Annotated in this window: 12 protein-coding genes; all 12 read left to right on the forward strand. The window is 59.4% G+C overall.

Annotated elements, in window-relative coordinates; translation table 11 throughout:
* The first annotated feature begins 136 nt into the window (after nt 1–136).
* The 12 genes from EJA71_RS15350 (at nt 137) to EJA71_RS15405 (ending at nt 12457) form a co-directional block, all read left to right on the forward strand.
* Nucleotides 137–1129, forward strand: coding sequence for a D-cysteine desulfhydrase (locus EJA71_RS15350; protein ID WP_158958197.1), 993 nt, complete (start codon nt 137–139; stop codon nt 1127–1129).
* A gap of 286 nt (nt 1130–1415) precedes the next feature.
* A complete protein-coding gene (gene tcyJ / locus EJA71_RS15355; protein WP_158958199.1) occupies nt 1416–2216 on the forward strand; it encodes a cystine ABC transporter substrate-binding protein in 801 nt (266 codons plus the stop codon).
* Entirely contained in the window at nt 2216–2881 is a 666-nt protein-coding gene (tcyL, locus tag EJA71_RS15360) for a cystine ABC transporter permease (protein WP_007918741.1), read from the forward strand. Before tcyJ ends, tcyL begins: the two co-directional genes overlap by 1 nt.
* 2 nt (nt 2882–2883) lie before the next feature.
* Nucleotides 2884–3633 carry an L-cystine ABC transporter ATP-binding protein TcyN gene (gene tcyN / locus EJA71_RS15365; protein ID WP_158958201.1) on the forward strand — a complete coding sequence of 250 codons (750 nt, stop codon included), beginning with the start codon at nt 2884–2886 and terminating at the stop codon, nt 3631–3633.
* 473 nt (nt 3634–4106) lie between these two features.
* Nucleotides 4107–4871: a hypothetical protein gene (locus tag EJA71_RS15370; RefSeq protein WP_158958203.1), complete on the forward strand. Its 765-nt coding sequence runs from the start codon at nt 4107–4109 to the stop codon at nt 4869–4871.
* A gap of 287 nt (nt 4872–5158) precedes the next feature.
* Nucleotides 5159–6400 carry an SfnB family sulfur acquisition oxidoreductase gene (locus EJA71_RS15375; protein WP_158958205.1) on the forward strand — a complete coding sequence of 414 codons (1242 nt, stop codon included), beginning with the start codon at nt 5159–5161 and terminating at the stop codon, nt 6398–6400.
* 25 nt (nt 6401–6425) lie between these two features.
* On the forward strand, nt 6426–7619 hold the full coding sequence (locus EJA71_RS15380; RefSeq protein WP_158958207.1) for an SfnB family sulfur acquisition oxidoreductase: 1194 nt from the start codon (nt 6426–6428) through the stop codon (nt 7617–7619).
* A complete protein-coding gene (locus tag EJA71_RS15385) occupies nt 7619–8977 on the forward strand; it encodes an LLM class flavin-dependent oxidoreductase (RefSeq protein ID WP_158958209.1) in 1359 nt (452 codons plus the stop codon). Before EJA71_RS15380 ends, EJA71_RS15385 begins: the two co-directional genes overlap by 1 nt.
* A 153-nt stretch (nt 8978–9130) precedes the next feature.
* Entirely contained in the window at nt 9131–9940 is an 810-nt protein-coding gene (locus EJA71_RS15390) for a MetQ/NlpA family ABC transporter substrate-binding protein (protein ID WP_158958211.1), read from the forward strand.
* A 2-nt stretch (nt 9941–9942) separates the two neighbouring features.
* Nucleotides 9943–11064, forward strand: a complete 1122-nt coding sequence (locus EJA71_RS15395) for a methionine ABC transporter ATP-binding protein (RefSeq protein WP_158958213.1) — start codon at nt 9943–9945, stop codon at nt 11062–11064.
* On the forward strand, nt 11054–11698 hold the full coding sequence (locus tag EJA71_RS15400; RefSeq protein ID WP_034151854.1) for a methionine ABC transporter permease: 645 nt from the start codon (nt 11054–11056) through the stop codon (nt 11696–11698). The genes EJA71_RS15395 and EJA71_RS15400 overlap by 11 nt, the downstream gene beginning before the upstream one ends.
* A gap of 129 nt (nt 11699–11827) precedes the next feature.
* On the forward strand, nt 11828–12457 hold the full coding sequence (locus EJA71_RS15405) for a bifunctional 2-polyprenyl-6-hydroxyphenol methylase/3-demethylubiquinol 3-O-methyltransferase UbiG (protein ID WP_158958215.1): 630 nt from the start codon (nt 11828–11830) through the stop codon (nt 12455–12457).
* Nucleotides 12458–12509 lie beyond the last annotated feature (52 nt).

Below are 12509 nucleotides of genomic sequence, written 5' to 3' on the forward strand. Positions count from 1 at the left end.
TTTACGGCAAGGTCGCGAGGGCGAATTAAGAACCGATAGTGCTGGCCTCAGTCGATTTGGCTATAAGCGATTCACGGTTGCCCCTGTAAAAGCGCGTGCCTATAGTCCTTTCATCTTTCTCCGCCAGTACGGAACCATGATCAACAATCAGCTGGAACGCTTTAACCGCCTCGACCTGCTCGGCCATCCGACGCCGCTGGAAAAACTCGAACGCCTGTCCACCTGGCTCGGCCGCGAGGTGTACATCAAACGCGATGACCTGACGCCGCTGGCCATGGGCGGCAACAAGTTGCGCAAACTCGAATACCTCGCCGCCGATGCCCTCGCGCAAGGTGCCGACACGCTGATCACTGCCGGCGCGCTGCAATCGAACCACGTTCGCCAGACCGCCGCCCTCGCCGCCAAGCTCGGCCTGGGGTGTGTGGCGTTGCTGGAAAATCCGCTGGGCACCGATGACAGCAATTACACCGGCAACGGCAATCGTCTGCTGCTGGATCTGTTCGACACCAAGGTCGAACTGGTCGACAACCTCGACAATGCCGACGAACAACTGGCCGCCCTCGCGATGCGTCTGCGCAGCAATGGCAAGAAGCCCTATCTGGTGCCGATCGGCGGCTCGAATGCCCTTGGCGCGCTGGGTTATGTGCGCGCCGGTCTGGAACTGGCCGAGCAGATCAAGGACACCGGTATCGATTTCGCGGCGGTGGTTTTAGCCTCAGGCAGCGCCGGGACCCACAGCGGGCTGGCCTTGGCGCTGAGCGAAGTGTTGCCGCAATTACCGGTGATCGGCGTGACGGTTTCGCGCAGTGAAGAAGATCAGCGGCCGAAAGTGCAGGGGCTGGCCGAACGTACGGCGGAGCTGCTCGGCGTCGAACTGCCGGCGACTTTCAAGGTCGAGTTGTGGGACGAATATTTCGGCCCGCGCTATGGCGAGCCGAATGCCGGAACGTTGGCGGCGGTGAAGTTGCTGGCCAGTCAGGAAGCGGTGTTGCTGGATCCGGTTTATACCGGCAAGGCGATGGCGGGATTGCTCGATGGGATTGGCCGTCAGCGTTTTGATGAAGGGCCGATCATCTTCCTGCACACCGGTGGCGCGCCGGCGTTGTTTGCCTATAGGGATTTTTTGTAAGAGCAAGATCAAAAGATCGCCGCCTGCGGCAGCTCCTACACGGGATTACCTGTAGGAGCTGCCGCAGGCTGCGATCTTTTTCCACAAGCGCTGCATATTCCAATAAAGAATAACATTTTGAATATTAAGTATTTTCAAGTCTAACGCAGACATCTTATAGTCTCGCCGCAGGCGAATTTCGCGCAAGACGCATAAGCTGCTTTAGGGCACGATAACGCAGGCGCACGAATCACCCATTCGCCAACTTTCCTTTAGCGTCTTCCATAAGAAAACACAGGGGCTCGTCATGAATTTTTCCGCACTACGTCGCAATCTGCTGGTGGGTTCGCTGGGCTTGGCGCTGAGCGCCGGTCTGATCGGCCAGGCAGTGGCCGGTGAGCAGCTGCAACAGATCAAGGACAAGGGCGTTATCAACGTCGGCCTGGAAGGCACTTACCCACCGTTCAGCTTTGTCGACGCCGACGGCAAACTGTCCGGCTTCGAAGTCGAGCTGTCGGAAGCACTGGCACAAAAACTCGGCGTCAAAGCCAAGGTTCAGCCAACCAAATGGGACGGCATCCTCGCGGCGCTGGAATCCAAGCGTCTGGACGTCGTGGTCAATCAAGTGACCATCTCCGAAGAGCGCAAGAAGAAGTATGACTTCTCCGAGCCGTACACCGTTTCCGGTATCCAGGCGCTGGTGCTGAAGAGCAAAGAAGCGGCGCTGAACATCAAGACCGCCAATGACCTGTCCGGCAAGAAAGTCGGTGTGGGCCTGGGCACCAACTACGAACAATGGGTCCGCGCCAACGTGCCGGGCGCTGACGTACGCACCTACGATGATGATCCGACCAAATTCGCCGACCTCAACAACGGTCGCACCGACGCGATTCTGATCGACCGTCTGGCCGCACTGGAATACGCCAAGAAAGCGCCGAAAACCGTCGCTGCCGGTGAAGCCTTCTCCCGTCAGGAAGCCGGTGTTGCCCTGCGCAAGGGCGAACCTGAACTGCTGGCGGCCGTGAACAAGGCCCTCGACGAGCTGCGTGCCGACGGCACCCTGAAGAAGCTGTCCGAGAAGTACTTCAACGCTGACGTCACGAAATAATGGAAGAAGCTTTCCAACTCGCACTGGACTCCGCGCCTTTTCTGCTGAAGGGCGCGTATTACACAGTAGTCCTCAGCCTCGGCGGGATGTTCTTCGGTCTGCTGCTGGGCTTCGGCCTGGCACTGATGCGGCTGTCGCGCTTCAAATCGGTGAGCTGGCTGGCGCGCATCTACGTGTCGTTCTTTCGCGGCACGCCGTTGCTGGTGCAACTGTTCGTGATCTATTACGGCCTGCCGCAATTGGGTCTCGAACTGGATCCGTTGCCGGCGGCACTGATCGGCTTCTCGCTGAACATGGCCGCGTACGCCTGTGAAATCCTCCGCGCCGCGATCGGTTCGATCGAGCGTGGTCAATGGGAAGCCGCTGCGAGCATCGGCATGACCCGCGCGCAAACCCTGCGCCGGGCCATCCTGCCGCAAGCAATGCGCACGGCGTTGCCGCCGCTGGGCAACAGCTTCATTTCACTGGTCAAGGACACGGCACTGGCCGCCACCATTCAGGTGCCGGAGCTGTTCCGTCAGGCGCAATTGATTACCGCCCGGACTTTCGAAGTCTTCACCATGTATCTTGCCGCCGCGCTGATCTACTGGATTCTGGCCACGGTGCTTTCGCACTTCCAGAACAAGTTGGAAGAGCGGGTCAATCGGCACGACCAGGAGTCCTGACGATGATTGTCGTGGAAAAACTGACCAAGCAATTCAAGAGTCAGGTCGTGCTCAACGGCATCGACCTCGAGGTCAAGGAAGGCGAAGTCGTCGCGATCATCGGCCCCAGCGGCTCGGGGAAAACGACGTTCCTGCGCTGTCTGAATTTCCTTGAGCAACCCACCAGCGGCCGGATCAAGGTCGGCGATATCGAGATCGATACCAGCCGCCCGTTGAATCAGCAGCAAGCGTTGGTGCGCAACCTGCGCCAGCACGTGGGCTTCGTGTTCCAGAACTTCAACCTGTTCCCCCATCGCACCGCGCTGGAAAACGTCATCGAAGGCCCGATTGTGGTCAAGAAGATGCCGCGCGAAGCCGCCATCGCCTTGGGCAAAAAACTCATGGCCAAGGTCGGTCTGGCGGGCAAGGAGGACGCCTATCCGCGTCGTCTGTCCGGCGGTCAGCAGCAGCGTGTGGCGATTGCCCGGGCGCTGGCGATGGAGCCGGAAGTGATTCTCTTCGACGAGCCGACCTCGGCCCTCGACCCGGAACTGGTGGGTGAAGTGCTGGCGACCATTCGCGGCCTCGCCGAAGAAAAACGCACCATGGTTATCGTCACCCACGAAATGGGGTTTGCCCGCGACGTGGCCAACCGTGTGGTGTTTTTCGACAAGGGCGTAATCGTCGAACAAGGTGAAGCCAAAGCATTGTTTGCCAATCCGAAAGAAGAACGCACCAAACAATTTCTCAGCAAGTTTCTGAATCACGCCTGAGAACTTTCAACGTAAAACCTTCAACTTCCACGGATGGAAGTTGCACTTCTCCCTGTTGAACACTTCCTCTGCAATACCCGCCCATCAAACATATCAAGTTCGCCACCATATATGTTCTGCAACAGTTACAACGCGCTATAAATTCGCCTAGAACTCTAGAGCAGAGTTGAAAAACAAGTGTCTTGAAGACGGCAAAAACACCTTAAAACTGTAGCCCTATTCGCCTTCCAGCCTAGGCAGAAGCCCCGAGCAATGTAGGAAGCTTCTGATTAATCCGTAATTCATGGATTAACTAACTCCGTCCCTTGACTCCCCTTCCCGCACCCTCTTATCTAGTCGCCAAGCGCTTCAAATTAGTTCATTCACCCCACATTTTGTGGCAACAAAATCAGCCTGTTGTATTGCCTGTTAATTCACGCCTTTTGGTTTGTTCAGAAACGGACTTCGTTGCTACGCTTCAAGGAGAGAAATCGATGACCCGCACTTCGCATACCCTCGAACTGGCAGCGCCGACTCTGGCGCTCGCACACAAAAACGGCATCAACCTGACAGCGGCCGAGAACCTGTTGGTTGACGTGCAGCCCTATCTCGGCATGGACGCCGGCGACCTGATCGAGCTGTTCTGGAACAACTGCTACGTCGCCTCCCATGTACTGACCGCTGAAGATGTCGACGCGCCAGTCAGCCTGCGGGTGCCGGAGAGTTTCGTGATCAGCGGCTCAGCGCGCGTTCACTATCGGGTGATGCAGGTCGGCCAGGGTCCCGCGCTGTCGGCGGCGGCGCGGGTGCAGGTGAAACTCGATTGCCCCGGTGGCCAGCCTTCCGCGCTGTGCGGGGACGAAAACCAGCAACTGGCACCCGTCACGCTGCCCGACACCATTCGCCGTCAGGGCGTTAATCCCAACCAGATCAAGCGTGGCGTCCCGCTGACCATCGAGCCGTACCTGAATATGGCCGAGGACGATGAAATCACTTTGCGCTGGGGCGATGTGCGCATGGACCTGGCGCGGATCACGGCAGCGGATGTCGGCCTGCCGATTCAGGTCTGGGTGCCGCCCGCAGTGATTGTCGAAGGTGGCGAGGATCTGCGCCTCGACGTGACGTATTGCGTCATCGACCGGGTCGGCAATAACTCGCGCTGGGCGCCGCCGCGAACGTTGAAGATCGGCTGCGTGAATCCTTACCTCAAAGTACCGCTGAAACCTGTACTCAAAGCCGCCGAATCGCGTAAGCCTTGATTCGACCGTGGTGGTGAGGGGTGCCGACTCTCGCCACTGAAGTTCCCCTTCCACGGAAAAATCAGTTAACCAAACCGACCATCAGCCCTTCTATGCATATTCCTAAAAGTTAGTTTATTTAATATTTATACACGCTTAGGGTATATGAACCGGACCACCGGACATTCTTTCGTTCGCCGCACTTTTGCGGCGTCTTTCATAAGATGTGAGGTAGGTAGCATGGTCCGGAACACAATCACCCCAGTGCAGATCGCCAGGGCATTGCGTGCAGCCAAGGAGCGGCACTGATGTCCAGTCTGGCCGATGCAAGCGTCCAGTCTGATCTGGACATCGCCCCGTTGTTGTTGCCCGCGCAGGTCTTGCGCAACGACGCCCAAGCCATCAAGGCCGCCCATGATCTGGCGCAAGTCGCCCGCGTGCAGGCTGCCAAACGCGACCGTCAGCGCAAATTGCCGTGGTCGGAAATCGAGCAGTTCACCCGTAGCGGTCTGGGCAGCATCGCCATCCCGCGCGAATACGGTGGCCCGCAGGTTTCGTTCGTCACATTGGCCGAGGTGTTCGCGATCATTTCCGCCGCCGACCCGGCGTTGGGACAGATTCCGCAGAACCAGTTCGGCATCATCAATCTGGTGCTCGGCAGTGCCACCGAGGCGCAGAAAAAGCAGCTGTTCCAGAGTGTTCTGGAAGGCTGGCGCATCGGCAATGCCGGTCCGGAGCGCGGCACTAAAAACACCCTGGAATTGAAAGCACGGATCACCGCCGACGGCGACGATTACGTGATCAACGGCCAGAAGTTCTATTCCACCGGCGCGCTGTTTGCGCATTGGGTCGCGGTGAAGGCGCTCAACGATGACGGTAAGCAAGTGCTGGCCTTCGTCCGTCGCGGCACGCCGGGTTTGCGCATCGTCGATGACTGGTCGGGCTTCGGTCAGCGCACCACCGCCAGCGGCACGATCCTGCTGAACAACGTGCGCGTCGAATCGAGCCTGGTCGTCGACAACTGGAAGATCAACGAAGTCCCGAATACCCAAGGCGCGGTGTCGCAGTTGATTCAAGCCGCCATTGATGCCGGCATCGCCCGTGGTGCCATCGACGACGCCATCGAGTTCGTCAAAACCCGCGCGCGGCCATGGATCGACGCCAAGGTCGAACGGGCCAGCGATGACCTTTACGTGATCGCCGACATCGGCAAACTGAAAATCGAACTGCACGCCGCCGAAGCGCTGCTGCGCAAGGCCGGCAAAGTCCTTGATCAGGTGCACGCCGCGCCGCTCACCGCCGAATCTGCCGCCCGCGCCTCGATTGCCGTGGCTGAGGCGAAAGTGTTGACCACCGAAATCTCGCTGCTCGCCAGCGAGAAGCTTTTCGAACTGGCCGGCAGCCGCGCGACCCTCGCCGAATTCAATCTCGACCGCCACTGGCGCAACGCCCGGGTGCACACGTTGCACGACCCGGTGCGCTGGAAATATCACGCGGTCGGCGCCTATCGCCTCAACGGCACTTTACCGGCTCGCCATTCCTGGATCTGAGACGACCAGACATCTGGAGAAAAACATGACGCTTTCCCATCACGTCGCGGTCATCACCAGCGATGAGCAAGCCCTGATCGTCGCCAGCGACCTGGCCGAAGATTTCAAACGCGACAGCGCCCTGCGCGACCGAGAACGTCGCCTGCCACTGCCGGAACTCGATGTGTTTTCCCGCTCGGGCCTGTGGGGCATCAGCGTACCGAAAGAATACGGTGGCGCTGGCGTGTCCAACGTGACCCTGGCCAAAGTCATCGCCCTGATCGCCCAGGCCGACGGCTCGCTCGGGCAGATTCCGCAGAATCATTTCTACGCACTGGAAGTGCTGCGCGTGAACGGCAGCCACGCGCAGAAACAACGCCTGTACGCCGAAGTGCTGGCCGGCCAACGCTTCGGCAATGCACTGGCGGAACTGGGCACGAAAACTGCCCACGACCGGGTCACCCGCCTTAATCGCGACGGCGACGGCCATCGCATCAACGGTCGCAAGTTCTATGCGACCGGCGCGATTTACGCGCAGCGCATTCCGACTTCCGTTGTTGATGAAAACGGCGTGCAGCAACTGGCCTTCGTCCCGCGCGACAGCAAAGGCCTGACCGTGATCGATGACTGGAGCGGCTTCGGCCAACGCACCACCGGCAGTGGTTCGGTGGTGTTCGAAGACGTGTATGTCGGCGCTGAAGACGTGATCCCGTTTCAAAGCGCTTTCGAGCGCCCGACCACCGTCGGCCCGTTGGCGCAGATCCTTCACGCCGCGATCGACACCGGCATCGCCCGCGCCGCTTACGAAGACGCGCTGCACTTCGTGCGCAGCAAGACCCGGCCGTGGATCGATTCCGGCAATGACAAAGCCACCGAAGATCCGCTGACGCTGAAAAGCTTCGGCCACTTGAGCATTCGCCTGCACGCCACCGAAGCCTTGCTTGAGCGCGCTGGCGAATTCCTCGACGCCGCGCAGGCCGATACCAACGCCGGAACCGTCGCCGCCGCGTCGATTGCCGTCGCCGAAGCACGGGCGATCAGCACAGAAATCTCCCTGGCCGCCGGCAGCACGCTGTTCGAACTGGCCGGCAGTCAGGCGACGCTGATCGAACACGGCCTCGACCGCCACTGGCGCAACGCCCGCGTGCACACCCTGCACGATCCGGTGCGCTGGAAATATCACGCGGTGGGCAACTACTACCTCAACGATGAAAACCCTCCACTGCGAGGGACGATCTGATGAGCACTGCAAAAAAGAAGATCTTGCTTAACGCCTTCAACATGAACTGCATCGGTCACATCAACCACGGTTTGTGGACGCACCCACGCGACACCTCGACCCGCTACAACACCCTCGAGTACTGGACGGAACTGGCGCAATTGCTGGAGCGCGGGCTGTTCGACGGCTTGTTCATCGCCGACATTGTCGGCGTGTATGACGTCTATCAGAACTCGGTCGATGTGCCGCTGAAAGAGTCGATTCAGTTGCCGGTCAACGATCCGCTGTTGCTGGTGTCGGCGATGGCTGCGGTGACCAGCAATCTGGGGTTTGGCCTCACCGCCAACCTCACTTACGAGCCGCCGTATCTGTTCGCTCGCCGCATGTCCACGCTCGATCATTTGAGCCGTGGTCGGGTCGGCTGGAACATCGTCACCGGTTATCTCGACAGCGCGGCGAAAGCCATGGGCCTCAGCGAACAGGTCGAACATGACCGTCGCTACGACCAGGCCGACGAATACCTGGAAGTGCTCTACAAACTCTGGGAAGGCAGCTGGGAAAACGGCGCGGTGCTCAACGACCGCGAGCAGCGGATCTACGCCAACCCGGAAAAAGTGCACAAGGTTGAACACAAGGGCGAGTTCTATCAGGTCGAGGGTTATCACCTTTGCGAGCCGTCGCCGCAGCGCACGCCGGTGCTGTTTCAGGCCGGCAGTTCCGATCGCGGTTTGCTGTTCGCCGGGCGTCACGCCGAGTGCGTGTTCATCAGTGGCCAGAACAAACCGTCAACCAAGGTTCAGGTCGACAAGGTCCGCGCCAGCGCCGTCGAAGCCGGACGCAATCCTGAGGACATCAAGGTGTTCATGGGCCTCAACGTCATCGTCGGCGCGACTGAAGAAGCCGCTCGGGCCAAGCATGCCGAGTACCTCAGTTACGCCAGCGCCGAGGCCGGCGTGGCGCATTTTTCCGCCTCGACCGGCATCGACTTCTCCCAATACGAAATCGACGAACCGATCCAGTACGTGAAGAGCAATGCGATTCAGTCGGCCACGAAAAACCTGCAGAACAACGATTGGACCCGGCGCAAGTTGCTCGACCAGCACGCCCTCGGTGGTCGCTACATCACCGTGGTCGGATCGCCTGAGCAAGTGGCGGATGAGCTGGAATCGTGGATCGCCGAGACCGGTCTCGACGGTTTCAACCTGACGCGGATTGTTACGCCGGAAAGCTATGTGGATTTCATTGAACTGGTGATTCCGGAGTTGCAGCGGCGCGGGTCGTACAAGACCGCGTATGACAGCGGCAGCTTGCGCGAGAAGCTGTTTCACGGTGAGGCGCGACTGCCTGAGCAACACACCGGCTCCCACTATCGCCAATAACTCTTTGTACTGATCGTTCCCACGCTCTGCGTGGGAATGCAGCCCGGGACGCTCCGCGTCCCAACAGCCGACGCAGAGCGTCCATAGAGGCATTCCCACGCAGAGCGTGGGAACGATCTGTGAAAAATTCATGCACTGACTGGAAAACCCATCATGACCAAGAAAACTCTGTCCCACCCAGTCAAAGCACTGGCCTTGGCCCTCGGCCTGTTCAGCTCGGCCGTTTTCGCCGCCGACGCCCCATTGAAAATCGGCACCACAGCCGCCTTCGCCATCCCGCTGGAAGCCGCCGTCGAAGAGGCTTCCAAACAAGGCCTGAACGTCGAGTTGGTGGAATTTACCGACTGGATCGCACCCAACGTCAGCCTCGCTGCAGGCGATATCGACGTGAACTACTTCCAGCACATCCCGTTCCTCGAAAACGCCAAAGCCGCATCGGGTTTTGATCTGGTGCCGTTCGCCCCGGGGATCATCAACAACGTCGGTCTCTACTCGAAGAAATACAAAAGCTTCGACGAACTGCCAGAAGGCGCCAGCGTCGCCATCGCCAACGATCCAATCAACAGCGGTCGCGGCCTGCAACTGCTGGCCAAGGCCGGTTTGATCACCCTCAAACCGGGGGTCGGCTACAAAGCAACCGAAGACGACATCGTCGCCAACCCGAAGAAAATCAAAATCCTTCAGGTCGAAGCGGTGCAACTGGTACGCGCCTATGACGACGCCGATCTAGTCCAGGGCTACCCGGCTTACATTCGCCTGGCGAAGACCTTCGATGCCGGTTCGGCATTGCTGTTCGACGGTCTCGACCACAAGGAATACGTGATCCAGTTCGTCATCCAGCCGAAGAGCAAAACCGACCCGCGCCTGATCAAATTCGTCGACATCTACCAACATTCGCCGGCCGTTCGCGCGGCGCTGGATAAGGCCCACGGCAAGCTGTACCAAGCCGGTTGGGAAAGCTGAACATGACGGCGGCGATCCAACGGCGACTGGAAATTCCAGAGCCACATAGTGCTGAGAAAACCGAACTTCACCCTGAGTTGAATCGCGCCCACGTGCGCTTTATCGGTCTGGGTAAAACCTATAACGGCCGACAAGGACCGATCGCCGCATTGCAAGGTATCGATCTGGCGATCCAACGCGGTGAAGTGTTCGGCATCATCGGTCGCAGTGGCGCTGGCAAGTCGTCGCTGATTCGCACGATCAATCGCCTGGAGCAACCGACGTCTGGGCGGGTGCTGATTGATCAGGTCGACATCGGCGAGTTCGATGAAGACCGCCTCGTAGCGCTGCGCCGACGGATCGGCATGATCTTCCAGCACTTCAATCTGATGTCGGCCAAGACCGTTTGGCAGAACGTCGAACTGCCGCTGAAAGTGGCGGGGGTTCCCAAGGAACAGCGCGAGAACAAGGTGCGCGAACTGCTCGAACTGGTTGGCCTGCAGGAAAAGCACAAGGCTTATCCGGCGCAGCTTTCCGGCGGGCAGAAACAGCGTGTCGGCATCGCCCGCGCGCTGGTGCATGATCCGGATATTCTGCTTTGCGACGAAGCGACTTCGGCTCTCGATCCAGAAACCACGCAATCGATCCTCGGCCTCCTGCGTGAGATCAATCAGCGTCTGGGCCTGACCATTGTTTTGATCACCCATGAGATGGCGGTGATTCGCGAAATCTGTGATCGCGTTGTCGTGCTGGAGCATGGCCGCGTCGTCGAGCAAGGCCCGGTGTGGGAAGTGTTCGGCAATCCACAGCACGAAGTCAGCCAAACCTTGCTCGCACCGCTGCAACACGCGCTACCGGAAGAATTGCAAAGCCGCTTGCACACGCAAGCGCCCTCCTCCGCTGCCGCTGTGGTACTGCGCTTGCAGTTCACTGGCAGTGCCAGTGACGAACCGGATCTGGCTGCGTTGTTCGCTGCCCTCGGTGGCCAGGTGAAGTTGCTGCAGGGTGGCGTCGAACGGATTCAGGGGCATGCGTTGGGGCAACTGCTGTTGGCGGTGAGCGGATCTTCGCTCAGCGCTGAGCAGTTGCACGAACGCGCGGCACCTTGGGCGCAACGGGTGGAGGTGCTGGGTTATGTGGTTTGATCGCTTGTTGCAGGGTTTTATCGACACCTTCCTGATGGTCGGCGTGTCGTCGCTGATTGCGCTGCTGGTGGGGATTCCCATGGCGGTGATTCTGGTCACCAGCGACAAGGGCGGGATCTACGAAGCGCCGGTGTTGAACCGTGCCCTGGGCGCGTTCGTGAACCTGTTTCGCTCGATCCCGTTTCTGATTCTGATGGTCGCGCTGATTCCGTTTACCCGCTTGATTGTCGGGACAACCTACGGTGTCTGGGCCGCCGTTGTGCCGCTGACGATAGCCGCGACACCGTTCTTTGCGCGGATTGCCGAGGTGAGTTTGCGTGAGGTCGATCATGGTTTGATCGAAGCCGCGCAGGCGATGGGCTGCCGGCGTTGGCACATTGTCTGGCATGTACTGCTGCCGGAGGCACTGCCAGGGATTGTTGGCGGTTTCACCATCACCTTGGTGACCATGATCAACTCGTCGGCGATGGCCGGGGCGATTGGTGCAGGCGGGTTGGGGGATATTGCCTATCGCTACGGGTATCAGCGCTTTGACAGCCAGATCATGTTGACGGTGATTGTGTTGCTGGTGGCGTTGGTGGCGGTGATTCAGTTGGGTGGGGATCGGTTGGCGCGGGGGTTGAACAAGCGCTGAGGCAAGATCAAAAGATCGCAGCCTGCGGCAGCTCCTACATTGGAAATGTGTCCTCTCTGTAGGAGCTGCCGCAGGCTGCGATCTTTTCGCTTATAGTCGGCACATCTTTACCTGAACGTGCAGCCGACCATGAAGCAGACTCCCAGCGATCTCGAACAGATCACCGCCACCACCCTCGGCCACTACAACTCGGTGGCCGAAGACTTTCGTGAAGGCACGCGCGATCACGATGTCAGCCAGAACATCGATGCATTGCTGCGGCATATTCAAGGTTCAGCGCCGTTTACGATTCTCGATTTCGGCTGCGGCCCGGGCCGGGATTTGCAGACGTTCACGCGCATGGGTCACGTTGCGGTCGGCCTCGACGGTTCGCAGGAATTCGCCCGAATGGCCCGCGAGGACAGCGGCTGCGAAGTATTGCAGCAGGACTTTCTGAAGCTGGATCTGCCGGCCGAGCGCTTCGACGGCATCTTCGCCAATGCGGTGCTGTTTCATGTGCCGTTGCAGGAGTTGCCACGGGTGCTCAAGCAACTGCAGGGTGCGTTGAAGCCCGGTGGCGTGTTGTTCAGCTCCAATCCGCGCGGGGATAACCGTGAAGGCTGGAACGGGCCACGGTATGGCTCGTATCACGATCTGGCGGCGTGGCAAGGCTTGCTGACCGCGGCGGGGTTTGTCGAGCTGGAGCATTACTTCCGGCCGGCGGGGCTGCCGCGAGAGCAGCAGCCTTGGTTGGCCAGTGTCTGGCGGCGGGTGGGTTGAAGAACAAAAGATCGCAGCCTGCGGCAGCTCCTACATGGGGTGATATGTAGGA

Source organism: Pseudomonas sp. PB106, assembly GCF_009764645.1.
GTDB lineage: Bacteria > Pseudomonadota > Gammaproteobacteria > Pseudomonadales > Pseudomonadaceae > Aquipseudomonas.